Annotated in this window: 24 protein-coding genes and 4 tRNA genes; 17 read left to right on the forward strand and 11 right to left on the reverse strand. The window is 36.0% G+C overall.

Translation table 11 applies throughout. The features are described from left to right. The first annotated feature begins 5 nt into the window (after positions 1-5). The gene (locus KKH39_00660; protein MBU1202548.1) at positions 6-1,421 is read left to right on the forward strand and encodes a fibronectin type III domain-containing protein; all 1,416 of its coding nucleotides are present in this window, start codon (positions 6-8) and stop codon (positions 1,419-1,421) included. A 36-nt stretch (positions 1,422-1,457) separates the two neighbouring features. Here the strand turns inward: KKH39_00660 and KKH39_00665 are convergent, their stop codons facing one another. Genes KKH39_00665 through KKH39_00675 form a run of 3 tightly spaced genes read right to left on the reverse strand, consistent with a single transcriptional unit; the run spans position 1,458 to position 3,191 of the window. Next, positions 1,458-2,657 carry a hypothetical protein gene (locus tag KKH39_00665; protein ID MBU1202549.1) on the reverse strand — a complete coding sequence of 400 codons (1,200 nt, stop codon included), beginning with the start codon at positions 2,655-2,657 and terminating at the stop codon, positions 1,458-1,460. A gap of 4 nt (positions 2,658-2,661) precedes the next feature. Beyond that, the gene (locus tag KKH39_00670; GenBank protein ID MBU1202550.1) at positions 2,662-2,967 is read right to left on the reverse strand and encodes a DUF134 domain-containing protein; all 306 of its coding nucleotides are present in this window, start codon (positions 2,965-2,967) and stop codon (positions 2,662-2,664) included. A gap of 38 nt (positions 2,968-3,005) precedes the next feature. Then, positions 3,006-3,191, reverse strand: a complete 186-nt coding sequence (locus tag KKH39_00675; protein ID MBU1202551.1) for a DUF5320 domain-containing protein — start codon at positions 3,189-3,191, stop codon at positions 3,006-3,008. Between the two features lie 98 nt (positions 3,192-3,289). Between KKH39_00675 and KKH39_00680 the strand changes: the two genes are divergently transcribed. The 6 genes from KKH39_00680 to KKH39_00705 all read left to right on the forward strand — a co-directional run bounded on the left by KKH39_00680 (position 3,290) and on the right by KKH39_00705 (position 7,830). Further along, positions 3,290-3,913, forward strand: coding sequence for an NAD(P)H-dependent oxidoreductase (locus KKH39_00680; protein ID MBU1202552.1), 624 nt, complete (start codon positions 3,290-3,292; stop codon positions 3,911-3,913). Between the two features lie 7 nt (positions 3,914-3,920). Then, positions 3,921-4,973 (forward strand): acyltransferase, encoded by a 1,053-nt coding sequence (locus tag KKH39_00685; protein ID MBU1202553.1) that lies wholly within the window; start codon positions 3,921-3,923, stop codon positions 4,971-4,973. Between the two features lie 4 nt (positions 4,974-4,977). Then, complete coding sequence (gene glmS, locus KKH39_00690) at positions 4,978-6,777, forward strand: glutamine--fructose-6-phosphate transaminase (isomerizing) (GenBank protein ID MBU1202554.1); 1,800 nt, start codon at positions 4,978-4,980, stop codon at positions 6,775-6,777. A gap of 17 nt (positions 6,778-6,794) precedes the next feature. Next, positions 6,795-7,196, forward strand: coding sequence for a hypothetical protein (locus KKH39_00695; GenBank protein MBU1202555.1), 402 nt, complete (start codon positions 6,795-6,797; stop codon positions 7,194-7,196). A 61-nt stretch (positions 7,197-7,257) separates the two neighbouring features. Beyond that, a tRNA-Glu gene (locus KKH39_00700) sits at positions 7,258-7,332 on the forward strand. Between the two features lie 300 nt (positions 7,333-7,632). Next, entirely contained in the window at positions 7,633-7,830 is a 198-nt protein-coding gene (locus KKH39_00705) for a cold shock domain-containing protein (protein ID MBU1202556.1), read from the forward strand. A 67-nt stretch (positions 7,831-7,897) separates the two neighbouring features. On the opposite strand, the gene KKH39_00710 is transcribed toward KKH39_00705, so the two are convergent. From KKH39_00710 to KKH39_00720, 3 genes are read right to left on the reverse strand one after another with little or no spacing between them, the layout of a single operon-like run. After that, a complete protein-coding gene (locus KKH39_00710) occupies positions 7,898-9,217 on the reverse strand; it encodes a hypothetical protein (protein ID MBU1202557.1) in 1,320 nt (439 codons plus the stop codon). Further along, on the reverse strand, positions 9,214-10,158 hold the full coding sequence (locus KKH39_00715) for a glycosyltransferase family 2 protein (GenBank protein ID MBU1202558.1): 945 nt from the start codon (positions 10,156-10,158) through the stop codon (positions 9,214-9,216). Before KKH39_00715 ends, KKH39_00710 begins: the two co-directional genes overlap by 4 nt. 5 nt (positions 10,159-10,163) lie before the next feature. Next, complete coding sequence (locus KKH39_00720) at positions 10,164-10,712, reverse strand: CDP-archaeol synthase (GenBank protein MBU1202559.1); 549 nt, start codon at positions 10,710-10,712, stop codon at positions 10,164-10,166. Positions 10,713-10,812: 100 nt separating this feature from the next. Here KKH39_00720 and KKH39_00725 point away from each other — a divergent pair, with 100 nt between their 5' ends. From KKH39_00725 to KKH39_00760, 8 genes are all read left to right on the forward strand, one after another. Then, entirely contained in the window at positions 10,813-11,628 is an 816-nt protein-coding gene (locus tag KKH39_00725) for a class I SAM-dependent methyltransferase (protein MBU1202560.1), read from the forward strand. A gap of 98 nt (positions 11,629-11,726) precedes the next feature. Then, positions 11,727-12,134 (forward strand): hypothetical protein, encoded by a 408-nt coding sequence (locus KKH39_00730; protein MBU1202561.1) that lies wholly within the window; start codon positions 11,727-11,729, stop codon positions 12,132-12,134. A 43-nt stretch (positions 12,135-12,177) separates the two neighbouring features. Then, positions 12,178-12,522: a YraN family protein gene (locus tag KKH39_00735; GenBank protein MBU1202562.1), complete on the forward strand. Its 345-nt coding sequence runs from the start codon at positions 12,178-12,180 to the stop codon at positions 12,520-12,522. A 148-nt stretch (positions 12,523-12,670) separates the two neighbouring features. Beyond that, positions 12,671-13,912: a transcription termination factor NusA gene (gene nusA / locus KKH39_00740; protein MBU1202563.1), complete on the forward strand. Its 1,242-nt coding sequence runs from the start codon at positions 12,671-12,673 to the stop codon at positions 13,910-13,912. Between the two features lie 17 nt (positions 13,913-13,929). Further along, a complete protein-coding gene (locus KKH39_00745) occupies positions 13,930-15,981 on the forward strand; it encodes a sodium-translocating pyrophosphatase (GenBank protein ID MBU1202564.1) in 2,052 nt (683 codons plus the stop codon). Positions 15,982-15,987: 6 nt separating this feature from the next. Continuing rightward, the gene (gene tig, locus KKH39_00750; GenBank protein ID MBU1202565.1) at positions 15,988-17,268 is read left to right on the forward strand and encodes a trigger factor; all 1,281 of its coding nucleotides are present in this window, start codon (positions 15,988-15,990) and stop codon (positions 17,266-17,268) included. A gap of 84 nt (positions 17,269-17,352) precedes the next feature. After that, the gene (locus tag KKH39_00755) at positions 17,353-18,138 is read left to right on the forward strand and encodes an inositol monophosphatase (GenBank protein ID MBU1202566.1); all 786 of its coding nucleotides are present in this window, start codon (positions 17,353-17,355) and stop codon (positions 18,136-18,138) included. A gap of 31 nt (positions 18,139-18,169) precedes the next feature. Further along, a tRNA-Cys gene (locus KKH39_00760) sits at positions 18,170-18,244 on the forward strand. Positions 18,245-18,388: 144 nt separating this feature from the next. On the opposite strand, the gene KKH39_00765 is transcribed toward KKH39_00760, so the two are convergent. Both KKH39_00765 and KKH39_00770 read right to left on the reverse strand, forming a co-directional pair. Next, positions 18,389-18,474: transfer RNA gene (locus tag KKH39_00765), tRNA-Leu, on the reverse strand. A gap of 16 nt (positions 18,475-18,490) precedes the next feature. Then, a tRNA-Gly gene (locus tag KKH39_00770) sits at positions 18,491-18,567 on the reverse strand. Between the two features lie 106 nt (positions 18,568-18,673). On the opposite strand from KKH39_00770, the gene polA reads away from it, so the two are divergent. Together polA and holA are read left to right on the forward strand one after the other, a co-directional pair. Continuing rightward, the gene (gene polA / locus KKH39_00775; GenBank protein ID MBU1202567.1) at positions 18,674-21,403 is read left to right on the forward strand and encodes a DNA polymerase I; all 2,730 of its coding nucleotides are present in this window, start codon (positions 18,674-18,676) and stop codon (positions 21,401-21,403) included. Then, positions 21,404-22,354 carry a DNA polymerase III subunit delta gene (gene holA, locus KKH39_00780; protein ID MBU1202568.1) on the forward strand — a complete coding sequence of 317 codons (951 nt, stop codon included), beginning with the start codon at positions 21,404-21,406 and terminating at the stop codon, positions 22,352-22,354. 335 nt (positions 22,355-22,689) lie between these two features. On the opposite strand, the gene KKH39_00785 is transcribed toward holA, so the two are convergent. The 3 genes from KKH39_00785 to truB form a co-directional block, all read right to left on the reverse strand. Further along, positions 22,690-23,442 carry a DNA alkylation repair protein gene (locus KKH39_00785; GenBank protein ID MBU1202569.1) on the reverse strand — a complete coding sequence of 251 codons (753 nt, stop codon included), beginning with the start codon at positions 23,440-23,442 and terminating at the stop codon, positions 22,690-22,692. Positions 23,443-23,611: 169 nt separating this feature from the next. Beyond that, positions 23,612-23,923 carry a 30S ribosomal protein S20 gene (gene rpsT, locus KKH39_00790; GenBank protein ID MBU1202570.1) on the reverse strand — a complete coding sequence of 104 codons (312 nt, stop codon included), beginning with the start codon at positions 23,921-23,923 and terminating at the stop codon, positions 23,612-23,614. 121 nt (positions 23,924-24,044) lie between these two features. Beyond that, positions 24,045-25,148 (reverse strand): tRNA pseudouridine(55) synthase TruB, encoded by a 1,104-nt coding sequence (gene truB, locus KKH39_00795; protein ID MBU1202571.1) that lies wholly within the window; start codon positions 25,146-25,148, stop codon positions 24,045-24,047. Positions 25,149-25,150 lie beyond the last annotated feature (2 nt).

Genomic DNA, 25,150 nt, shown 5'->3' on the forward strand with positions numbered 1-25,150 from the left:
AAAATATGAAAAATTGGTTAAAAATCTTATTAATAATCAGTGTTTTAGTGGCCTCTTTTGCCTTTACTCCTTCAACTTTGGCTGCTGATTTGATTATTAGTCAGATAAATGTTGGCAATTTTGAAAACAATACCGCCCAACTTAGCTGGCGCACTAATCAAGCCACCAGAAGTATAGTTTATTTTGGGGAAAACCCGGACGATTTACAATATAGACTAATTTATAATAATTATGATTATCAACATAAAGTAACTCTGACCGGATTGGAAAGTAAAACTACTTATTATTATAAAATAAAATCTACAGCCAAAGATGGCATATCTAACCAAACTTTTCTTCTAAATTTTGAAACCGGTAAAATAAAAGATACCACTGAACCAAAAATATTATCATCTCAATTGATACAAGTAACTAGCGATGCAGCTGCCTTTGCTTGGACTGCCAATGAAGAAGTAAAATCTGTAATATATTATGGTATCGGAGAAAATAATTTTAATAAAAGTAAAAAAGTAAACTCATATATAAATGATAATGCTCTTACTATCACTGGCCTCAAAGCCTATACTAGATACTCAGCCAAAATAAAAATCACTGATAGGGGTGGCAACTACTATTACAGTAAGGTGTTTACTTTTACAACAGGAGGCGACATAAATAAAAATACTGCCTTGAGTATTTATAATATTGAGCCTATAAGTTATGGAAGCCCTTTAATATCTAGCCGTCAGGTAACTATAAAATTTAAAACTAATATTGCCACAAAATCTTATATTAAAATTGGTACCCAATCAAAAAAATATGGTAAGGATATACCGAGCACCACTTCTCATCGTCAGACTACGCATGAAATTACTTTGAAAGATCTAAAGCCTAATACTACTTACTATTATGTCATTACTACTAAAAATGATATTTATGGACATAGCAAATCAACTACTGAATATCAATTTATTACCTTGCCCGAACAAAGTCCAGAAGTGTTGGGAGAAAAAATAAATTCAACTAAAGTAGACAGTGATAGAGATGGACTGATAGACTCTTATGAAGTGGCTATTGGCACCGATCCTCTAAACTATGATACTGATGGTGACGGCTACAATGATGGCACAGAGATAAAAAATGGTTATAACCCAAAAGGCCCTGGCCATTGGATAAAACTTATCTACGGTAAAGAACGCAGCTCACTTGGTTATGAACAAAACAAAGCTGTAGAATTAAAAAATGTTTTAGAGCAAAGGATAGGTAAATTTTATATCAGCAAGCAAAACTGGTTCACTATAGTCAATGCCTACGTCTACGGTGGCTATCCAGTAGAAGCAATATCTCAGTCTATAAAATGGAGTGGCAAAACTGTCCACCCTACTATCCCCTGGAGTCTCTGGAAAAACAGCCCTGATTATCAAAATTATATAAATAAATAACAAAAAATCCCCCGCCTCTGCGAGGGATTTTTATTATTATCCAAACATCAAAATATCCGGTTTAAATATCAATAAAATACCAATAATAACCATTATTGTGCCGCCTATCAAGCTTGACCAACGAGAATATTTGGTACTAAGGCCAGTAAGCTGCAAAGTAGTCATAGCCACAAAAAATACCAACATATCATCTATCATAAAAAAGAATATGTAGACCAAAATATAGCTATAATATTGCCATGTACTTAGATCATTTAAAGCTAATATCTGAGTATAAACAGCTGGCAGTCCGGCTGAACAAATAAGCTCTACTAGATTGACTGCAAAAGCTAAAATAATAATACCCATCAGTGACAAAACAAAACTTTTTTGGCCGACTATTTCTTTGAGCCTATTAAATATCTTTTTCTTTTTTTCTCCTCCACTTACTTTGCAAGTGCCGGCTTTGTTGGTATAAAACTCTTTGATATTGTAAATTCCGCCACCTAATGCCAATAGACCAATAAGTATTCTAATAAAAATTACATAAGCCAAAAACAAAATTAAATTTAGCCAAGCAACCATGAATAAAAAATATACAAAAGCCGAAACAGCAATAAACGTCAGACCAAGAGCCCACATCTTTTTTTTATTTTCCATACCCAATAATAAGGTAATCAAAAAAACCAAAGCCCACATAGCACAAGGATTAAACCCATCCAGAAAACCCAAGGCCACACTCATTCCCAAAAGTGACATATTGTCTAAATTAATTCCTGGTACATCAAACAAGCCATTTTTATTTTCTACAGTTGGCTCTGGTATTTGATCAACAGCCGACATTTCTTCTTTCATTTGTATAGGCAGCGGTCTTGGCACAACAATCACTGCCCTTGAATTTAACTGACTGATAGCCTGCTCAATCTGAGCACCGGTAGTCTGTTCATTAAAATAGCCTATAAAATAATTGTCGCCTACTACTGTGAAAGGCACACCTGACACATCAGCTTGTAATTTTTTTCCAAAATCCATCAAAAGATTAGCATTCTCCTTACTACTAGTAACTTCCAGACGATTAATGACAATATTAGGATAACTGGGAGCAATCTTATCTAAAAATAATTCTTCTTTAGCACAGTGAGGACAGCCATTGGCATAAAAAAAATAAACCTGATTGGCAGATTGTGTTTTAGAAATATTTGGTAAAAATAGTAGTGACAAAAATATAAAGACGGCAAGCAAATTTATTTTTTTCATATAATTACTCTTTTGTTATCTTTATGGCATAGCCTTCTACAATGGCTTGGCTGATTTTTTTGTAAGCACTAGATAAAATACGCTGAAAAGTACTTTGTGATGTTTTCATCGCTTTGGCGCATTGTATTTGATCGAGATTTTTTATATTTTTTAGACGTAAAGCCTCTAATTCTTCTTTGCTTATGTCTATTTCTTTTAATGTAGCTAGCGGTAAGCCTCGAGGCTTAAAATAGGTAACTATAGGATCAATAGCTATTTTACGTCTGCCTCGAGGCCGACCAGCCCCTCGTCTTTTTCTAATATTTACCATATCTACTATTTTATACTATTTGGGTAATAATTCAATATCTAGCGACCCAGACGAGGCTTTCTCTGCCTCCTATTGAGACCAGCCCCACGACGATTATTTGGGGCAATTTGCCCTTCTGGAAGGGCACTATTGGCACAGTTTCCCATGCCACGCCCTGTCATTGAGCCCTGACCATTTGGCCCTGTACCGTCTCTATTTGGCATACTATCACCTCCTTTTCTTATCAATGGTTTATATTATGAATATATACCCAAAAATATGTTTTGTCAAACTACTGCCGATACTGTTATAATAACAAGAAAGAAATAAATAAATATCTTATATGGCTTTTTTAGACAACCTAAATTGGCGCTTTGCCACCAAATCATTTGATACAAAACGTGAAGTAACTAAAGACGACTTAGATAAAATATTATCAGCCATCCAATATACCCCCACTTCACGTGGACTTCAACCCTACCATATTTATATTATAAAAAATACAGAATTAAAGAATAGATTGAAGCCAATAGCCAATGATCAGGCTCAAATAGATTCTGCATCATATGTTCTCATTTTTTGTTCTATAGTCGGCCGACAAGCGCTACTAGATAGAGTATCAAAATATGTTGATATAGCCGCCCAACTACAAAAACAAGACCGCGCCGAATTAATCAATCTAGAAGCTGTAAGCCAAAATACTATAAACAAAAAAACTGATAATGAATTAAAAGCTTGGGCTATCCGACAGACTTATATTGCTTTTGGTTTTGCTATAGCTGCCTGTGCCGAGCTAAAAATTGATTCATGCCCTATGGAAGGATTTAATAGAATAAAAATGAATACTACCTTATCACTACCTGACTCACAAAAATCACAAGCTATACTCACTATTGGGTATAGAGAATCTGACCCCAAAAGACCAAAGATAAGGTTCCCTGAAGACGATTTGTTTACTTATTTATAAATAATATATGGAAGGAATAGTCTTAATTATATTTTCATTAATTATATTTTCGATCCCCTTGGCTCGTAAAATATATTTTTCTGATATCCAAAATAAAGAAGAAAAAATATCAACTAGCCGAGACTTGTTTTTTGACTGGCTCAAAGGTCTGTCCATTATAGCAGTTATTATTATACATGTTAGTTATTTCTATTCTTTTTACTTTGGCCAGCCACACCCATTTTTTAATATCATAAACAACTTATCACGTTTTGCTATATCAATATTTTTTATTTCCTCCGGTATTTTGCTAAAACCACTGGCAAACAAGAAATCAGCCTTGACTAAATTTTATACTAAAAAAATTGTCCGAATATTTTTGCCTTATATCATAATTGTCTCAGCTCTAGCTATGTTTACTGGGACAAGTATAAAGCATTTTTTATATTTATTAATATCTGGCCAGGCGGCCGTGCCTTATTACTTTGTAGTAGTACTTTTACAATTTTACCTTCTATACCCTGCCCTCTCATTACTAAGAAATAGCAAAATTTTTCTATATATCAGTTTCTTGATTACCCTATCATCATATCTTTATCCTGAAACCTGGAGAATATTTGGCATCCCCTTATTTGGAAAGTACCTATTCTTTTTCCAATATGGCATTTATATGAGAAATTACTTTATTATTTATCAAAAAAAGTATTTTCAAACTCAAATTTTGTTTTGGCTATCTATTATCATCATATATTGGCTGATTGTCTTCAATTTTGATTATCGTTTTTACAATGTCCGATTGTTTTATGGTCTAGCGATATTTAATTTTCTGTTTTTATTAAGAGACAAAATAAATCTAAACAATTGGCTACAAAAAATACTCATTAAATCTGGCCAACTGAGTCTCTGGATTTTTTTGCTTCATTTTTTCGTAGTAGAGCTGTTTTACAAACTGTTAAATAACTATAGCCACAATATCTATCTGGATTTTTCTATAATCTTATTGTTATCTACTATCGTTAGTTTTGGAGTTGCCTATATTTGCGATATTATATATAAAGGGGTACTAAAATTATTTAAATAAAAATATGTGTGGAATCATCGGCTATATTGGTGACAAAAAAAGCGTCCCTATACTTTTGGAAGGTCTGGAAAAATTGGAATACCGAGGTTATGACAGTGCTGGGATATGTGTCCTGTCCAACAAACAACTTACTAGTATCAAGAAAAAAGGTAAAGTCTCAGAATTGGCCAAACAGGAAAAAATAAAAAACCTGACTGGTATGATTGGCATTGCTCACACTCGTTGGGCAACACATGGCGAACCAAATGAAATAAATGCCCACCCTCATTTGGACTGTCATGGAGATATCGCTATCGTCCACAACGGTATCATAGAAAATCACCAAGCCCTAAAACAACTTCTAATAAAACAAGGCCATAAAATAAAATCTGAGACTGATTCAGAAATAGTGGCTCACCTGATAGAAAAATTTTATCAGGGCAACTTAGAGCAAGCTGCCCGCCAAGCTATAGGGCTAATAGATGGGGCTTTTGGATTGGCTATAATACACAAAAGTGAAGATAAGATAGTGGTCGCCAGACGAGGCTCACCATTGATATTGGGTGTAGGTAAAGGCGAGATGTTTGTTGCTTCTGATGTGCCGGCCATACTAAAATATACCAAAAAAGTAATTTACCTCAATGATGATGAGATAGCTATAATATCCAAAAATAAATATATTATCAAAAATATAAGTGGTCAGAAAATAAACAAAAACACCCATGAAATAAAATGGAGTGTCGACCAAATAGCCAAACAAGGCTACAAGCATTTTATGCTCAAAGAAATATTTGAACAGCCTCAAGCTCTGACCAATACTTTACGCGGTCGGATAAATAAAAACCAAATTAAGCTATCTATTAATTTAGATATAAAAAAAATAAAAAGAATAGTCATCACGGCCTGTGGCACCTCCTGGCACAGCGCTTTGATTGGCAAATATCTATTGGAAGACATTGCTCGTATGCCTACTGAGGTAGATTATGCTTCTGAATTCCGCTATCGAGACCCAATAGTATCCAAAGAGGATTTAGTTATTGCTGTTTCCCAATCTGGAGAAACAGCCGATACTTTGGCAGCCCTCAAGGAGGCTAAAAGCAAATCAGCCAAGACTCTGGGCATAGTAAATGTAGTAGGCTCTACTATCACCAGAGAGGTTGACTCTGGTATATATTTACACGTCGGTCCAGAAATTGGTGTAGCTTCTACCAAAGCTTTTACTTCTCAGGTGTTGGCTCTTTTGATGTTGTCTTTATATATTGCTCAGCAAAAAAACATACCTTTTGATAAAAAAATATTATCTGACCTAGCTAAGGTACCTGAAAAAATTGGCCAAGTTTTGACTCAAGCTGACAAAATAAAAAAAATAGCCAAAGAATTTAAGAACAGCCGCAATTTTTTGTATTTAGGCCGCGGCCTCAATTTTCCGGTTGCTCTAGAAGGCGCTCTCAAATTAAAAGAAATTTCCTATATCCATGCTGAGGGTTATCCGGCCGCTGAGATAAAACACGGCCCTATAGCTCTGATTGATCAGGACATGCCGGTAATATTTTTGGCCACCAAAAATAATCTTTCTCAAAAAATAATCAGCAATATGCAAGAAGTCAAAGCTAGGGGTGGTCAAATCATAGCTATAGTAAATGACCTAGACAAAGAAATAAAAAAATTGGTAGACTATATTATCGAAGTACCAAAAATAAGTAATGAGTTGTCACCAGTTGTAAATGTGATACCATTACAGCTCTTGGCTTATTATATAGCTGATATAAAGGGTCTGGACGTGGACAAACCCCGAAACCTGGCCAAAAGTGTCACCGTAGAATAATTAACAAAAAAACAGAAATGGAATATTTAAAATTTCCAGATAAAGCCCTCAATCATATATTGTCTATTCCTTTTATTTATGCCCTGTTGTTCCCCTTGATCCTTTTGGATATTTTTATAGAGCTATATCACCGAGTTTGTTTTCCTCTTTACGACATACCTTTGGTCCCCCGAGAAGCTTATATAAAAATAGACCGACAAAAATTAGATTATTTGGAGCCTATTCAAAAAATAAATTGTATGTACTGTGGCTATGCCAACGGACTTTTGAGGTACGCCACTGTCATTGCCGCCGAGACTGAGGCCTATTGGTGTGGTATCCAGCATCAAAAAAACTCTATATTTATTGTACCAAAACACCAGGAAAAATTTGTTCCTTATGATGACACCAAAAAATTTGATAATAAATACAAAAAATAACCTTAGACAACCTTGACATTTTGCCGATTTTTCGTTATTATATCGGAGTTATTTTACCCATGGCCCCATCGTCTAGTGGTTAGGACACCAGGTTTTCATCCTGGCAAGCGGGGTTCGATTCCCCGTGGGGTCACCATTTGGCCAGCTACATTCGCTTGTGGTCTTTGGCCAAAAAGAGTATTGTGTCCTCGATTCCAAAGAAAAAGCCTTGGGGCTCGGACTCGAGGAGAGCGAACGCAGTTGAGCCGAAAGACAAGAGACACTTCTTTAACGAAGTGCTTTTTTGTTGAATAAAATAGACCCACATTGACACTTTTACTATTATGTGCTATTATATTGGCGAGTAATAATAATTGCTCAAAAGTATAGTAAGAGTAGAAATGAAGTCGAGTTTCGAATTTACTATAGTTAATTCGCATTTATTTCTACATTTATCATGCAAGGAATTATCAAAAAACTGACTGACAAAAACTTCGGTTTTATCAGCCCAGAAGACGGCGGAAAAGATCTATTTTTCCACGCCAACGAACTTAGCGGTGTCTCTTTTGACGAGCTACGTGAAGGCGATAACGTCACTTTTGAAGTATCTGATACTCCAAAAGGCCCAGCTGCTACTTCAGTTAGCAAAGCCTAAAAGTATTCATACTTTTTAAAAATAAAAACAACCCTGCACCATAACGGTGCAGGGTTGTTTTTTGTTGTTATAATAAAAATGGTAAGTATAATTCTACAATTTTTTTGGCATTGGTAAGAAACGGCCAAAGATATTCTATGCCACCTATATCATAAATATAATATGGAGCCCAAACTCTAAAAAGACCTATTATATTTATCAAAAAAGAAATTAAAAATAAATAAATAAATAAATTTACCAGCTTATGCCCCGGTTTTTCTCTAAAAAGAAAAGTAATAAAAAAATATAAAATAGGTGTCGGTGCCAAAAACCAACGAAAGCCATAGGCAGCGCCGGCATAGGCTCGGGAGCCAAAAGCATAAAAAATATAAATAGCCAAAAATGTCAGTGCCACCAAAATAGCTTCCCAAAAAAAATCTTTGTTTTTATTTTTTAATAATTTATAAAGCCCAAAAAATGATAATAGCAAAATAGGCGAATAGAAAAACAAGCCATGCGTACCAAAAAATATATTGAATGTATAGACAAGCAAAGAATGCTTAAATATATTACCCTTTGCTTCTAAATTCCACATCTGTCCGTTGACAGACCACATTTCACTATGCAGTTGGGGTGGTAGTATATCGCCGGTAATCTGAATATTTAAATAAAGATGTAAAGAAAACAAAAATATCGCTGGTAAAATATAATAAAAAATATTTTTTGCCCCATAACGAAAAAAATAATAAATAAAAAATCCACTAAAAAATGCTAAACCAGTTGGTAAGTCTATAACAGCAGCCAAAGCTGCTAAAAGTCCTGACCAAAAAATCCATTTTTTCTTAAAGCCCTGGATTTTTAATAAACATAAATAATAAAAAGATATAAATAAAAATGAACCGGCTATTGTATGATTGTTAAAAACTGTAGAGTATGGCAAATACAAAGTTGCTAACGCTAAGCCGGCCAAGAGACGATAGCGGTATTTTTTTTCAATATCTATCAAAATCAAAATTTGATAAAAGTAATATAAAAGTAATATAAAACTTCCCCCAACCAACAATAAATTGATAACATAAACAGCTGGCAAAGAAAATCCATGGCTCAAAAAAGGCTTGGTCGGCAGCTCCCAGGAAAAGATATGGTAAAGAGGATAATATATACCGGCCGCTACTACTGACAAAAATGGCGGCTTGGAAGAATAAAAATTTCCCTCTCTAAAAATCTTGTCATCTGTATTTACATTATTTTCTGTGATAATAAAACTACCATTTTTGACTAATGAATTTATAGTCAGATAGCGCGAAGATGAATTGGTGCTAGGTATATCAGAATCAGTAAAAATAAAAAGAAAGGCCACAATAGCAAGCAAAAAAAAGGCTAATTTGTGCTTTTTAAAAAAACTCATTTTTTGACTTTTATATAATAGTTTTTATTTTTTTTAAAATTAGCCCTGACAATCAACTCCCCCAAAAAACCCATAGACACCAACTGAATACCGACTATTATCAAGAGTATACCCAAAAATAAAAGTGGCCGATTGCCAATCGGACCATGGCCGAGAAACCATAAGGCTGATAGATAAATATTAATAACTAAGCCGGACAATATAGCCAATAAGCCCCAACCACCAAAAAAATGAGCTGGCTTGTATTGATATTTGGTAATCAAAATAACATTTATCGGATCCAGTATATAATTTCTGATTCTCTTTAGCCCAGAGCGTCCGTATTTTGAATCACCGAATTGACGTTCATTATGCTTTACTTTTAACTCACCAACTTTAAATCCCTGCTGATAGGCCAAAGCTGGTAAAAAACGGTGCAAGTCTCCATAAACATCCAAACTTTTTACTACTTCGCTTTTATATATTTTGAATCCACAGTTGAAGTCATGTAATTTTAACCCCGTCATTATACTGACCGTAAAGTTAAAAATCTTAGATGAAATTTTTTTGACCAGAGGATCTTTGCGATCTATCTTCCAACCAGAGACCAAATCATAACCCTTATCAATCTCTGCCAGCAGGCGAGGTATCTCTGTAGGCTCATCCTGAAGGTCGCCGTCCATAGTAATTACCAAATCACCCAAAACCTCTTCAAACCCTACTGCCAAAGCAGCCGACTTACCAAAATTTCTCTTGAGTTGAATTATTTTCAATTTATTGTTCTGGCTTTTTATACTTTCCAATACAACTATACTATCATCTCTTGATCCGTCATCTACAAAAATAATTTCGTAGTCCATATTAGCCAAAACAGCTGACAATTTTTGATACAGTACAAGTATAGACTGCGCTTCATTATATATTGGTATAAGGATTGAAATTTTTCTACTGTGCTTTTCCATATAATTTAAAATTTATTTTTTTGTAACTTGAGTAAAAAACAAATATAGTTTATAAGCGGATGGATAATAATAGATAAGGCTACAGCCGCAATGGCATTTTGCCAGCTTATCTGTATATAAAAAGACATAGTGATGATTGCTCCTGCTATCCAATCTATCTGATCATAAGGAAACCAAAGTGTGCCTGGCATTATATTTTTGCGGCGCTTGATAAAACAACGAAATAAATCTCCCAAAAGAGCCCCCGAAGCAGACAAAATACCCAGAGCCAAAAAATTTAACTTTGTATAATCATAAATATAATAAAATTTATCTGGAGTATAGAACCTGACTTGGAGATAGGCCACCAAAACAGCTGCTATCATGCCAAAAAATAAGCCTCGCCAAGTTTTGTGATTACCAAATATTCTTTTGTTTTTTAGGCTTTTACCAAAATCAACTGGGCAATCCAAAAAATCAATCCATCTAGAAAGACTGGCCATCATATTGGCCGCTCCAGCTGGCAAAAATAGCCAGACTAATGAAAAAAAATATTGCCAAAAATCCGCTAGCATAAGCTTTTTATATACTATAATAATACCTTGTTTTCTCCTATTATTCAATAAATAAGATAAATTTGCTATAATAATAATATAAATAACTAAAATAACTTTTATGGACGCAAAAACACAGGCTAATAATCAAATTTTGACCAGAGATGTTTCTGATCCTAATTCCGTTTCTCCAATAGCCAACCAAACATTCAACACTCCAGCGCCAAGCAATCCTATGACCGCCAATCAAATAGCCAATCAGGGTGAAGCCCTAAATTCATCCAATCCAATCTTAGCTCAAGCTGCTCAGCAAAAAATAAACGACCAAAGTGCAACGCCAGACCAATCTAACACTTCTCCTGGCTATACAGACAAAAAAAGTCAAACCCAAATATTTGGTAAAAGTGAATTGCTTGATGCCAACAAAATACTGTCTGAAACTTTATATATTACCAATGGAAAGAGAGTGGCCGATCTTGGCGCTGGTGGCGGGATGTTTAGTTTGCAGGCAGCTAGACTAGTTGGCGACCAAGGCGTAGTATATGCCGTAGATATCATAAAAAATACTTTATTGGATATTGAATCAAAAGCCCGTATGTCCAAACTCTATAATATCAAAGCCGTTTGGAGTAATATTGAGATATTAGGCGCCACCAAAATACCAGAATCCAGCCTAGACTTTGTCCTACTGGTAAATGTCCTATTTCAATCTGACAAACATTATGAAATGATGGCCGAGGGCCATCGCCTACTCAAATCAGAAGGCAAAATGCTAATTATTGATTGGAGTACCACGGCCCCAGGTTTTACACCACAAAAAAACCGACAAATAAACCAAGCAAATATCAGAGAACATGCCAGTAAACTCAAATTGGTGTTGGAGCAAGAATTCCAAGCTGGCCAATACCACTTTGGTATGATATTTGTAAAACCATAAACTATACAAAAAACGGGCTTGACCCCGCCCTTCGTGAAGAGCGGGGTTGACGAGGCCTGTTTTTTAATTTAACATATAAATACTTTTTAAAATAACTTATGGATTTATCAAAATTTTTTAACTTATCTTACCTTTTTAACCGTTTTCCTGAGGCTGGATTTTCTTGGCCGATGAGAATTACTCTATTGATTATTTTTTTGGGAGCCATCGTCCTGGCCATATTTGCCCAATTAAAATACAAAAAATCTGCCGGCTTATTAAAAAATGTCTGGTACAAATTACAAGTTTGGGGATGGACCACCGGAATAATAGGCCTGACTTTTTTCTATTTTAGAGAAGTCAGAGCTATTTATATCAGTGCCCGCGGTTGGTTGTTATTATTTTTACTAATAGAATTGATCTGGCTGGTATATATTATCAAATACTGGCAGACCAAAATTCCACAAAAAGAACAAATCATCCAAAAAGAAAAAGAATTTGATAAATGGCTACCTAAGAAAAAATAATAAATTATCACAAATAAATAAAAACAGGCCCTAGTCTGTTTTTATGTTTTATAAAAAACAATTCGGCCAGCGGGGTGAAAAAATTGCCCTAAAATATTATCAGTCAAAAGGCTATAAATATATTGCCCAAAATTTTTATACCCGCTATGGAGAGATTGATTTAATTTTACAAAAAAATCAACAAATGTTGATAGTAGAAGTAAAAACCCGCTCCAGCCTGAATTTTGGTTGGGGTGAAGAAAGTATCAATAATAAAAAAATAAATAATATACAAAAAGCCTATCAAATTTTTTGCCAAAGATATAAAACCGAAGCAAATTACAAAATAGAAATTTGTATTGTAGAAATAATAAACGGCCAAAATAAAATAAGAACTTTTGAAATATAGTCCTTGACTAATAAAAAAAAATAAGCTATATTTACCTACGATGAAAGTTAGTTTACTATAGTAGACTAGCTCTTTTTTATAAACGACGTAGGGCGAGGAGTTTATATATAATATAAGCAAATAATTAAATTAATTAAAGAAAAAAATTATGGCAAACAACAATATTGCCGCTGCCATCAAACTAATTGCTGAAGAAAAAAACCTTTCTATGGAAGCTATTATTGGGGCTATAGAAGCCGCTTTAGCCGCTGCCTATCGCAAGGAATTTGGCAACAAAAATCAAAACATCAAAGTAGTATTTAACGCTGACAACGGCCAAGCCGCTGTTTTTGATGTTAAAACTGTGGTTGAAGATGTAGATTTGGAAGAAGAGGAAAAAATGGTAGAAGAGCAAAAAAATAGAAAAGAGGCTGGTGAAGAGATTCCGGAAGAAGAGCTCATAAAGAGATTTAATCCCCGAAGTGAGATGATGCTTTCTGAGGCTCAAAAAATCAATACTGACTACAAAATCGGTGATATTATTGAAACTAAGCTGGAAGTACCAGAGGAATACGGACGCATGGCCGCCCAAACCGCCAAACAGGTGATTGTCCAGCGTCTGAGAGAAGCCGAACGTGATCACATATTCAATGAGTATAAAGATAAAGAAGGCCAATTAGTCTTGGGCACTATCCAAAGAAAAGAAGGCCGACGCTATATAGTAGACCTAGGACAAGCCAATGCCATCCTAACCCCTGAAGAACAGATCAGAACCGAAGGATATAATATTGGCACTCGTCTAAATTTTTATATTGTAGAAGTAAGGATGGGAAATAAAGGACCAGAAATAATTTTGTCCCGTACTCACCCCGAAATTGTCCGTGAGCTTTTTGCTACCGAGGTACCAGAAATTGCTGCCGGTACAGTAGAAATTAAAAACATTGCCCGTGAAGCTGGCTCACGCTCTAAGATAGCTGTAGTAGCTACCGAAGAAAATATAGACCCCGTAGGGTCATGTGTCGGTCAACGTGGCTCAAGAGTCCAGACTGTCATCAATGAACTAGGTGGAGAAAAAATAGACATTATAGAATGGGAAGAAGACGTAAAATCCTTTATTGCCAACTCTCTATCTCCGGCTGAAATAGAAAGTATAGAAATCAACGAAGAAGCAAAAACCGCTTCAGTAAAGGTGGCTAATGATCAATTGTCTTTGGCTATAGGCCGCAGTGGACAAAATGCCCGTTTAGCTGCCAAATTGACTGGCTGGAAAATAGATATTATATCTGCTGAAGACGGAGATAAAATGTCTGCTAAAGGTGATGACAAAAAATCAGAAGAAAAAGCAAAAAAAGAAAAAACTGATGATGACAAAAAATCAGAAGAAAAGTCATCTAAAAAATCTAAAAAATAACTAACAATAAACTCATTATGTCCAACGTAATTTTATTGGCTATTTTAGCTTCACTTATCTCCATAGTTTTTGGAATTCTGCTAATAAAGAAAATTTTGAAAAGCCCAAGTGGCGATGAAAAAATGCAAGAAATTGCATCAGCTATACAAGCTGGTGCTAAAGCATACTTAAATAGGCAATATAAAACCATTGCTTATCTAGCTGTGGTCTTATTTATTGTCCTAGGCTTTGCCATAGACTGGGGAACTGCTCTAGCCTTTTTGGTAGGCGCTGTCTTATCAGCCGCAGCTGGAATCATTGGTATGAATGTATCAGTCCGCACCAATGTCCGTACTGCCGAAGCTGCTAAAAAAGGTATCCAACCAGCTATGAGGTTGGCTGTATTAGGTGGTTCAGTGACTGGAATGCTGGTAGTTGGCCTAGCTCTATTGGGAGTAGCCGGCATGCTTGCTCTACCATTTATCACTGTCAAACATCTAGTTGGCCTAGGTTTTGGTGGCAGTCTTATCTCTGTATTTGCTAGACTTGGTGGTGGTATTTTCACCAAAGCAGCTGATGTCGGCGCAGATCTCGTAGGAAAAGTTGAGGCTGGTATCCCAGAAGATGACCCGAGAAACCCAGCTGTGATAGCCGATAATGTGGGTGACAACGTTGGAGATTGTGCTGGTATGGCCGCTGATCTTTTTGAAACTTATGCTGTGACTTTAGTAGCCGCTATGCTCCTAGGATCTTTGACTTTCAAAGATGCCAGTGGACTGCCTCTAGAAAATCCTATCTTGTATCCTCTAGCTCTGGGAGCAGTAGCAATCTTTACTTCACTAATCGGTTTATTTTTTATTAGACTTTCCAAAAACAAGTCCGTTGAAGAGATAGAAAAAAATGACGGCATCATGAAGGCTCTTTACAAAGGCTTGATTGCTGCTGGTGTCCTGACCGTTGTTGCTTTCTTTTTTGTCACCAAATATATGATGTCTGATTTAATCAGTACTGATTACCTAAATATATACTATGCTAGTTTGGTAGGATTGGTTGTAACTGCATTTATTGTTTGGATAACCGAATATTATACATCCACAAAATACAAACCTGTAAAATCAATTGCCAAAGCTTCTGAGACCGGACACGGCACCAATATTATTCAAGGTTTGGCCGTCAGTATGAAAGCCACCGCCTGGCCAGTACTGGTGATTGTAGCTGGTATTATAGCTGCTTATAGCTTTTCAGGCCTCTACGGCATTGCTGTTGCCGCTATGAGCATGCTATCACTAGCTGGTATTATAGTTACTATTGATGCTTATGGACCAATCACTGACAATGCCGGAGGTATTGCCGAAATGGCCGAATTACCAGAGGAAGTAAGGAATGTTACCGATCCTCTAGATGCCGTGGGTAATACTACCAAAGCTGTAACCAAGGGCTATGCCATTGCTTCCGCTGGTTTGGCTGCCTTGGTTTTGTTTGCTGCTTACACTGAAGATCTGGCTGCTTTAGGCAAAAATATATCATTTAACCTAGATGAGCCTTATGTTCTAGCTGGATTATTTATCGGCGGCTTGTTGCCTTATATCTTTGGCGCATTATCCATGGAAGCGGTTGGCAAAACTGCTGGCTATGTAGTCCAAGAAGTGCGCAGACAATTCAAAGAAATGCCAGGCATTATGGACCGAACTCAAAAACCAGACTACACCCGAGCTGTAGATATAGTAACCAAAGGAGCTCTAAAACAAATGATTATCCCAGCTCTTATCCCAGTGCTATCTCCAATACTTATCATGCTTATCTTTAGAGACAACGGCTGGCAAGTACTAGGTGGCACTCTGGTTGGCTCTATTATCACTGGAATATTTCTTGCTATTTCGATGACTTCTGGGGGAGGAGCTTGGGACAATGCCAAAAAATATATTGAAAGCGGTCACCACGGCGGCAAAGGATCTGATGCTCACAAAGCCGCTGTGACAGGTGATACTGTCGGCGATCCTTATAAAGATACTGCCGGTCCAGCTATTAACCCAATGATTAAAATTTTAAATGTGGTTGCACTTCTTCTCATTGCTGTGCTTCTCGCCTAAATAACTATGCAAATTACCAAAAAAGACTTAGAGAAAAACCAAGTCGAGCTTACTATCGAAGTATCAGTTGAAGAAATCAAGCCTCATCTGGAAAAAGCTGCCCAAAAAATTTCTGCCCAACATAAACTACCAGGCTTTCGTCCCGGTAAAGCACCCCTGGAAATGGTCAAAAATAAATTTGGCGAAATGATGCTACTTCAAGAGGCCTTAGATTTTGTAATATCTGATTCATACTTTAAAGCTATCACCCGCGAAAAACTAGAAGCTGTCGGACAGCCTCAAATCAATGTTGAAAAAATGGCTCCCAACAATCCGATAGTTTACAAAGCTATTGTCTCATTGCTACCAAAAGTAACTCTGGGCGAGTGGCAAAAAGAAGAGGTAAAAAGACAAGAAGCCAAAGCCACTCAAGAGGATATAGATAAGACCTTGGAGCAATTAGCTACTATGAATGTCAAAGAAACCGTAGCAGACAGAATTTCAAAAAAAGGTGACAAAGTAGAAGTGGATTTTGAAGTCCTGATAGATAAAGTAGTAATTGAGGGCGGTAAAAATCATAAATACCCAGTAGTCTTGGGGGAAAACAAAATGATTCCTGGCTTTGAAGATCACCTTGTTGGTCTAAAAGCCAAAGATAAAAAAGAATTTGAGTTAAAATTCCCAGACAAATATTTTGAAAAAAATCTAGCTGGAAAATTAGCTACTTTCAAAGTAGAGGTGGTGGCGGTTTATGAAAGAGAAATGCCAAAACTAGACGACACTTTTGCTAAAACTATTGGTTTTGAAAGCTTGACTAAGCTCAAGGAGCAACTTGAACAAAATATTACTCAAGACAAGGAACTCAAAGAACGCCAACGCTTAGAAGGCGAATTAATATCTGCCTTGGTAAAATCAGCGACTATTGGTGATGTACCTGAAAATCTGATTGAAAATGAAATCCATAAAATGTCTCATGAATTGGAGCACAATATCCGCAGCCAAGGTATGGATATGGCTGGATACTTAAAATCTATCAACAAAACTCAAGAGGATCTAAAAAAAGATTTTAAACCACAAGCTCTGGAAAGAATAAAAGCTGCTTTAGTTCTACGCCAACTATCAATAGAAGAAAAACTAAAAGTGGAAGAAAAAGAAATTGACCAAGAAATTGCCAAGCAAAAAGAAACATACAAAGGCAATCAGGAAGCTACCAAAAACATAGAAGCCACAAACTACCGTCAATACTTGGCCAATATGATGACCAACCAAAAAGTAATAGACTTTATTACTGACAAAATAGTTAAATAAATAAAAAAACAGCCCTGCATCGTAACGGTGCAGGGATGTTTTTTTATTTGATTAAAAATGCTATAATTTATATATAAATAAAATATGTATAAAAAAGAATTAAAAATTGCCAAGCAAGCAGCGAAGTCTGCCGGAAAATTTCTTAAAAAAGAATTTTTTAATTTTGACCAAAAAATAGATTATAAAACCGGCAATGAAAGAGTCACTCGCTACGACAAAGAGGCCAATAAAATAATTTTGAACAAGCTCCGTAAAAATTTCCCAGACTATGGAGTGTTGTCCGAAGAAAGCGGTCAGACTGATAAAGATAGCCCCTATACCTGGATAATAGATCCACTTGATGGCACTACCAATTTTACCATTCATCACACCCTGTTTGCTGTAACTATTGCCCTTCTTTATAAAAATAAGGTTGTCATGGGCGTGATATATAATCCAATACTTGATGAAATGTACTGGGCTACTGAAAATAATGGGTCTTATAAAAATGGCCAAAAGCTAAAAGTTTCCGCCAAAACAGACTTGAAAAAATCTATTATCACCTATTGCCACGGCTCAGGAAAAACAAACACAGAAAAAGCTTATCGTCTATATAGACACTTCCATGATATATCCCATCACTGCCGACATTTTGGCTGTACAAGTTTGGAGCTAGCTATGTTGGCAGCGGGTGACACTCAAGCACATATGATTAGTGGGGCTAAAATTTGGGATATATCCGCCGGGACAATTATTATCAAAGAGGCTGGTGGCAAAGTCACTGATTGGAAAAATAAAACTTGGAATAAAGAATCCAAAACAATCCTAGCCGCTAATAAAAAAATACACCCCTTGTGCCTAAAAGAGCTAAAGAAAGTAAGGCTTGCCTAAAATATAATTTTTTGCTAAATTAGACATCCGTGGCCACGTAGCCAAGTGGTAAGGCAGAGGTCTGCAAAACCTTTATTCGGCGGTTCGATTCCGCCCGTGGCCTCCACTCGACTCGCTACGCTCGCTCGTGGTCTCCGACCATGATTTAAAAGTTGAGTGTCCAAAGCTTGCCGAGAGACAAATGTGAGATAATTTATCTCATTTTTTGTTTACAAAAAAGCAGCTTACAAAAGCTGTTTTTTTAATCCTATGGTACCGGCGATCGGACTCGAACCGATACGCCCAATGGGCACAGGATTTTAAGTCCTGCGTGTCTACCAATTCCACCACGCCGGCCTGTAATATTAAAGTCTGGAGCGGGCGACCGGGCTCGAACCGGCGACCTTTTCCTTGGCAAGGAAATGTTCTAGCCAACTGAACTACGCCCGCTTAAAACACAAGTATTATACAATAAATAAGGAGAAAGTCAACCTTTAAAAAGCTTGGTTTTAGACCTTAAAAATGCTATCATTAAGAAAAGCAAAATCACTACAAAATGAGCAAAAAACAAGAAAAACTAGTGGTCATAGATAGCAACGCCCTTTTACATCGGGCCTGGCATGCTATACCCCCTCTAGAGACCAAGGAGGGTCTGGTAGTTAATGCTGTTTTTGGTTATACCTCACTTTTGTTAAAAATAATACAGGATCTCAAGCCCGATTACATCATAGCTTCTTTTGACTTGGCTGGTAAAACTTTTCGCCACGAACAATACAAAGAATATAAAGCTAAAAGAATAAAACAAGCCGATGAATTTTATAATCAATTTCCTCTAGCCAAAGAAGTCCTGTCAGCTTTTAATATCCCTATACTAGCCAAAGAAGGCTATGAGGCCGATGATGTCATTGGTACTATTAGCCAAGAAGTATATAAAAAATATCCCGACATCCAGACAACTATCGTGACCGGAGACCTAGATGCTCTGCAATTGGTCAATGACAGGGTCAAGGTATTTACTCTCAAGCGCGGTCTGAGTGATACTATTACCTATGATAAGCTGGCTGTCAAAGAAAGGTATGGCCTGGCGCCAGAACAAATCATAGATCTCAAGGCACTACAAGGAGATAGTTCTGATAATATACCAGGCGTCAAAGGAATTGGTACTAAAGGAGCTTCTGATCTTATCCAAAAATTTGGAACGCTGGAAAATCTATACAAAAATTTTGAAATATCGGATATTAAAGACCGCACTAAAAAGTTATTAAGGGAACAAAAGGATCAAGCCTATGAGAGTAAGGGATTGGTTACTATTGTTACTGATGTGCCCCTTGATTGGAAACTTGAACAAGCTAGGTTCTCAGATTTTGATCCAGAAAAAGTTTATAAAATTTTCCAAAAGTTGGAATTTAGATCACTCTTAAATAAAATCCCTCATCAAAAATCTGACATCAATGGCGACTCTGTCAAAAATAAAAAACAAGGCAGTGTCTATCACCTGATAGATAATGAAGAAAAATTTGAAAAATTTTATTCTCAGATAAAAAAACAAAAAATCTTTGCTTTTGATACCGAAACCACTGGCTTGGATGTGCTAAATGAAAAAGCCCTGGGCTTTTCTTTTGCTTGGCAAGCCCAAGAGGCATATTATATATCTTTTATCAGTAAAAAATTTACTGACTTTGTAATAAAAAAAATAAGCCCAATTTTGGAAAATGAAGAGATCAAAAAAATTGGACACAACATAAAATTTGATCACAAAGTTTTAAAAATTCTTGGTATAGACCTCAAAGGTCTTAGTTTTGATACTTTGATTGCTGCTTATCTTATCAACCCTAATAGAGGTTTACGTTTGGAAGAGCTATCTTTTAGCTATTTGGGGTACAAAAAACTCAAATTGGCCAACCTTTTGGATGTCGCTCCAAAAGGCAAAACCCAAATAAATATGGCCGAAATTGACCCTCAAAAACTAGCCTGGTATGCTGCTGAAGATGCTGATATCACCTACCGTCTTTACCAAAAACTTTTACCAATTATAAAAACCAACGAAAACTATGATCTGTTGATAAAGATGGAGTTGCCTTTAGTGCCAGTTTTAGCTGACATGGAGCTAACTGGTATCAGTCTAGATAGTCCATTTTTAAATAAAATGGCCAAAGAGTTTGATACTGAAATAAAAAAAATAAGCCAAAAAATATATAAGCTGGCTGGGACTGAATTTAACATATCCTCTCCTTTGCAGTTAAAAGAAATCCTATTTGAAAAATTAAAAATAAGCCAACAAGGCATCAAAAAAACTAAGACCGGATTATCTACTGCCGCTGCGGAGCTAGACAAAATGAAAAGTGCCCATCCTGTGATACCTCTTATTATAGACTACCGTGAGCTAACCAAACTCCAGTCAACTTATATCAAAGCCTTACCTGAACTGGTCAACAAAAGAACCAATAGAATCCATACCAGCTTCAATCAGACTGTAACTGCTACTGGTAGACTATCATCATCTGACCCAAATCTACAAAACATACCTATCCGTACTGAACTTGGCAAAAAAATAAGACAGGCTTTTGTAGCTCCCAAAAATTATAATCTTTTGTCAGCTGATTATTCTCAGATTGAACTCCGTTTGGTGGCTGCCTTTTCCAAAGATCCCAAAATGATGACCTCCTTTAAAAAAGGTGAAGACATTCATGCTCGTACAGCCGCCGAAATACACAAAATATCTCTGGAAAAAGTAAGTAAAGAAATAAGACGCACTGCCAAAGAAGTAAATTTTGGTATACTATACGGATTAGGCTCACGCGGACTGGCTCAAAGAACTGATCTCAACCAAACAGAAGCCAAAGAATTTATTGAACGTTATTTTTCCGTTTACAAAAATATAAAAACCTACATTGAAAAAACCAAAAATTTTGCCCATCAAAATGGCTATAGCCAAACTATCTTTGGACGCCGCCGCTATTTGCCTGATATAAAATCAAATATGCCAATGCTCATTGCCCAGGCTGAGCGTATGGCTATCAATATGCCTGTCCAAGGCACGGCGGCTGATCTGATAAAACTAGCGATGATAAATATGCATCAGGGCTTGCCAAAAATCAGTCCAAGCTCTAAAATAGTCCTACAAGTACACGATGAACTGGTCCTTGAAGTCCCCAAAAATGACTTAAAAAAGGTAGCCAAATACGTCAAAAATACCATGGAAAATGTATACAAATTACCTATACCGCTCACAGTTGACATAGAAGTAGGTCAAAACTGGGGCAAACTTGAAAATTACAAAATATAAATGCTTTTTTTCTACTACGGAAACAATTCATACCTGGCCAACCAGAAAATACAGGCTATTGTCGAAAAGTTCAAAAAACAAATAGACACAATCGGCCAAAATGTAGAATACCTTGATGGTGAAAATATGACCAACGAGGATTTTTTTCGCTCTGTCTCTATCATGGGTTTTTTGGCGGATAAAAAACTGATTATCATAAAAAATATTTTTGACAACAAAAAACTATCCGGCTGGCAAGATGCTTTGATAGATTATATAAAAAAACAAAAAAACACTCCCGATGAAAATTATATTATTTTTTTTCAAAGTGGTCAGCCTGATGCTAGGACCAAACTATATAAGACATTATCAAAAATAAAATTTTGTGAGGATTTCAAAGAATTAAATAATCGTCAGTTGATTATTTGGGTTAAAAATCAAGCCAAAAAATTTGATAAAGAAATATCTGATAAAGCTACCGACTTACTAATAAACTATGTAGGCAACGATCCTTGGCAATTGTCCAATGAAATAGCCAAGCTAGCCAACTACAGTCAGGGACAAATAAATGACCAGGCTGTCTCGGAAATTGTCCAGGCCAAAACTGACGAGAGTATTTTTTCTCTGATTGACGCCTTGGGACAAAAAGATAAGGCTCAGGCTCTCAAATTAATCGAAGAAAAAATAAATAAGGGTGTAAATCACCAATATATTCTAACTATGATTGTCCGCCAATTTAGGATACTTATTAAAACAAAATCTCTAGAAGATAAAATAATATCTCCTGGACATCTATCCAGTACCCTAAAAATTCACCCACTAGTAGCTAATAAGACCTTAGCCCAAAGCAAGCTATATGATATGGCTCAACTAAAGCTAATATATCAAAAACTTTTATATCTGGATGAAAAATTCAAAAGTAGCCAAAATCAAGAAAAAATACTTTTTGCCAAAATGATAAATGAACTATAAAATCTAGCCAATAGGCTGGATTTTTTTATTATATTTTGCTAAGCTAAAAATACCTAGGACTGGCTGCTGGCCAAACTAGTCCACGTGCTCAAGCGCACATAGGTCAGGCCGCCGCCGGAGATCGGGGTGACTATTGCGAAGTAGCAAAGTAGTGGCAAACGAAATGCCAAAAGCCCGAGCCTTGAGAGCTCTAGTCCTTGTATACATTGCCCGGACTTAGAGACGAAAGAGTCTTCTCCGGCGGCTCTTTCTTTTGCCAATTTTGTTGTGCCTGAACATAGTAGGCGCTTACAAAATTTAGCACCCTGAGAAGCTTTAGGCGTAGTGGATGATATTTATATAAAATCGCCTCGTAAAAATTTTTTGCGTTTACTCTCTTGCATTTTCTCTATGGCATAACGTAGCGTAGTGCGTGGTAAATTTTTATAATTAACTTGCAAAAATTTTTCTACTCTGACGCTATCTTTTTTCCAGGACTCTCTGAGCATCCAGCCGACCGCCTTGTACATCAAATCTTCTTTATCTTTCAAAAGTATTTTTGATAATCTAAAACAATCATCAAGTTTACCTTCTCTGATAAATATCCAGGTAGAAACTATAGACATCCGACGCTGCCAAAGATTTTCACTTTTGGCGTATTTGTACAATATTTGTTTTGACTCTAAACCATCTAATATTGCCTGACCCAAAATATAGTGGACCGACAAATCAACTAAGTCCCAATTATTTACATAATGGCTATACTGAAGATAAAAATCTAAAATCTTTTTTTGACTTTTACTGTCTTTGAATCTCCTAGCTTGTTTGCTTTTTTCAACCAAAATCAAAATAGCTACGAGTCTTATCTCGTGAATAGGAGATTTGATAAGCTTGGCAAGCTCTATAAAACTCAAATCCAAAAATTGCCTAGCTACTAACCTAGTATTTGGTACTGTGATACCTATAAATTTATCACCCTCACCATATTGCCCTTGGCCGGTTTTAAAAAACCATTGATTGGTTTTTTGCCGTTCAAGTGAAGAATATTTTTTTAGTTCTTTTATCAAATCATTGGCTCCTGCCCCCTTAGAAATTCTATTATTTTTCATAACTATATTATTTATTTTGTCCCCAAAAAATTTTGTAAATTTCTAACGGGGTTTATAAATTATAATTTATATATAGCCTACTATAAAAATATATAACTTTGGTAAATAAAAAACAAGCTATAATCCGGGCAACACACAAGTGGATTAGAGCTTGTTTTAAAAAGCAAAATTATTTTTTTTCTTCGTTTTTTTGGCTAACAGCGGGAGTTGGTTTTGCTCCAGACTTTTTGATCATCTTGGCAAATCTTACTTTTTTACGGTCAGCTGTGTTAGCTTTCAAGATGCCAGCTCTGACGGCCTTATCAACTGTTTTCTGCAGCTTGTGAGTAAGCTCACCAGCTTTTTTATCAATTTCACCGGCGGCAACTGCCTTTTGTCCGCTCTTGATAATTTCTTTGATACTTCTTTTAACCAAAGAATTACGCTCAGTGCGCTTCTTGGTCTGTTTCAAGTGTTTTTCCTGTGCTTTACGATTTGGCATAGCCCGTTAGAAATTAATTGTCTTTATTGTTGCCCCATCCGTAGAGAAATACTAGTATTTCTAAAGGGCATAAATATTTATCTTCTTAAGTTAAGACTTGTAAGATATTATCATAAAAATACTAGTCCGTCAAGTCTAAGAAATATCTATTTAAGCTGTCTATTACATACGGCGGTTCTATACGTTTTTTGGCTAATGTTGGCTTATCTATTTGGTCAAAAACAATAGCCTGGTCCACTGAAAAATCACCTATTTTATCTCTTCTGAGATCCGCTAAAAGAGCGCCTGTCTTCATAGCTTGGCCCAAATCATCAGCTAGACTACGGATATAAGTACCCACTGAGCAGCTTACTTCCAGCTTCAAATTTGGATATCTAAAACTTTTTATTTTCAAGTTATAAATTTCTATCTCCTTGGCGGGTCTAGCTACTTCCTTGCCTTGTCTAGCTAGCTTGTGTAATTTTTGTCCGCCTATTTTTTTGGCACTATAGATAGGGGCTAACTGAATTTGTCTGCCGACGAATTTTTGTAATACTTTTTCCAATTCATTTTGGGAAAAAGGTTTAGCTTTTTTATTTTGTGTTATTTTACCCTCCAAATCAAATGTATCTGATGTCTGACCAAATAAAATATCAGCTATATATATTTTTGGCCAAAAATGAAACCAATCAAGCAATCTAGTAGCAGAGCCAGTAGCTACTATCAAAAGACCAGAGGCAAGAGGATCAAGCGTGCCGGAAAATCCAACTTTTTTTATATTTAAAATTTTTCTAAAAATAGTCACCACATTAAAAGAATTGACGCCTTTCTTTTTATCAACCAGATAAATACCAGTATTTCTATCTTCCAAAACTGATCTTAATTTTGAACTTTTAAAAATCTCTGGGCTGACCAGGGGAATAATTTTTTTATTTTTAAAATCCGAAAAAATTTTATGGAGCATCAACTGATCCTGACCAAAAACTAAAATATCCGGTTTTAAATCAGTTAAAATTTCTCCAGCGTTTTGCTTGTTTCTAAGATATACTTCAAGACCCAACTTTTGTAGTTGATTTTTTCGCAAACTTTCTTTGTTGTAGGGTAAATAATTTCTAAACTTGCCAATAGCTTGGTCTGATTCTAATACTACTGTCACCTGCCCTAATTTCCTAGCAGACCTGATGAGTTCCATATGCCCAGGATGTAATATATCAAATTTACCAAAAATTATAACACGCTTGGCCATAG

The sequence above is a fragment of the Patescibacteria group bacterium genome (genome assembly GCA_018819405.1).
In the GTDB taxonomy this organism is placed as follows: Bacteria; Patescibacteriota; Patescibacteriia; order UBA1558; family GWA2-36-10; genus XYD1-37-29.

What these genes read in the sequence shown, in the direction of transcription:
- KKH39_00660 (MBU1202548.1), top strand. Translation starts at nt 6, where the DNA reads ATGAAAAATTGGTTAAAAATCTTATTAATAATCAGTGTTTTAGTGGCC.
- KKH39_00665 (MBU1202549.1), bottom strand. Translation starts at nt 2,657, where the DNA reads ATGAAAAAAATAAATTTGCTTGCCGTCTTTATATTTTTGTCACTACTA.
- KKH39_00670 (MBU1202550.1), bottom strand. Translation starts at nt 2,967, where the DNA reads ATGGTAAATATTAGAAAAAGACGAGGGGCTGGTCGGCCTCGAGGCAGA.
- KKH39_00680 (MBU1202552.1), top strand. Translation starts at nt 3,290, where the DNA reads ATGGCTTTTTTAGACAACCTAAATTGGCGCTTTGCCACCAAATCATTT.
- KKH39_00685 (MBU1202553.1), top strand. Translation starts at nt 3,921, where the DNA reads ATGGAAGGAATAGTCTTAATTATATTTTCATTAATTATATTTTCGATC.
- glmS (MBU1202554.1), top strand. Translation starts at nt 4,978, where the DNA reads ATGTGTGGAATCATCGGCTATATTGGTGACAAAAAAAGCGTCCCTATA.
- KKH39_00695 (MBU1202555.1), top strand. Translation starts at nt 6,795, where the DNA reads ATGGAATATTTAAAATTTCCAGATAAAGCCCTCAATCATATATTGTCT.
- KKH39_00705 (MBU1202556.1), top strand. Translation starts at nt 7,633, where the DNA reads ATGCAAGGAATTATCAAAAAACTGACTGACAAAAACTTCGGTTTTATC.
- KKH39_00710 (MBU1202557.1), bottom strand. Translation starts at nt 9,217, where the DNA reads ATGAGTTTTTTTAAAAAGCACAAATTAGCCTTTTTTTTGCTTGCTATT.
- KKH39_00715 (MBU1202558.1), bottom strand. Translation starts at nt 10,158, where the DNA reads ATGGAAAAGCACAGTAGAAAAATTTCAATCCTTATACCAATATATAAT.
- KKH39_00720 (MBU1202559.1), bottom strand. Translation starts at nt 10,712, where the DNA reads ATGCTAGCGGATTTTTGGCAATATTTTTTTTCATTAGTCTGGCTATTT.
- KKH39_00725 (MBU1202560.1), top strand. Translation starts at nt 10,813, where the DNA reads ATGGACGCAAAAACACAGGCTAATAATCAAATTTTGACCAGAGATGTT.
- KKH39_00730 (MBU1202561.1), top strand. Translation starts at nt 11,727, where the DNA reads ATGGATTTATCAAAATTTTTTAACTTATCTTACCTTTTTAACCGTTTT.
- KKH39_00735 (MBU1202562.1), top strand. Translation starts at nt 12,178, where the DNA reads ATGTTTTATAAAAAACAATTCGGCCAGCGGGGTGAAAAAATTGCCCTA.
- nusA (MBU1202563.1), top strand. Translation starts at nt 12,671, where the DNA reads ATGGCAAACAACAATATTGCCGCTGCCATCAAACTAATTGCTGAAGAA.
- KKH39_00745 (MBU1202564.1), top strand. Translation starts at nt 13,930, where the DNA reads ATGTCCAACGTAATTTTATTGGCTATTTTAGCTTCACTTATCTCCATA.
- tig (MBU1202565.1), top strand. Translation starts at nt 15,988, where the DNA reads ATGCAAATTACCAAAAAAGACTTAGAGAAAAACCAAGTCGAGCTTACT.
- KKH39_00755 (MBU1202566.1), top strand. Translation starts at nt 17,353, where the DNA reads ATGTATAAAAAAGAATTAAAAATTGCCAAGCAAGCAGCGAAGTCTGCC.
- polA (MBU1202567.1), top strand. Translation starts at nt 18,674, where the DNA reads ATGAGCAAAAAACAAGAAAAACTAGTGGTCATAGATAGCAACGCCCTT.
- holA (MBU1202568.1), top strand. Translation starts at nt 21,404, where the DNA reads ATGCTTTTTTTCTACTACGGAAACAATTCATACCTGGCCAACCAGAAA.
- KKH39_00785 (MBU1202569.1), bottom strand. Translation starts at nt 23,442, where the DNA reads ATGAAAAATAATAGAATTTCTAAGGGGGCAGGAGCCAATGATTTGATA.
- rpsT (MBU1202570.1), bottom strand. Translation starts at nt 23,923, where the DNA reads ATGCCAAATCGTAAAGCACAGGAAAAACACTTGAAACAGACCAAGAAG.
- truB (MBU1202571.1), bottom strand. Translation starts at nt 25,148, where the DNA reads ATGGCCAAGCGTGTTATAATTTTTGGTAAATTTGATATATTACATCCT.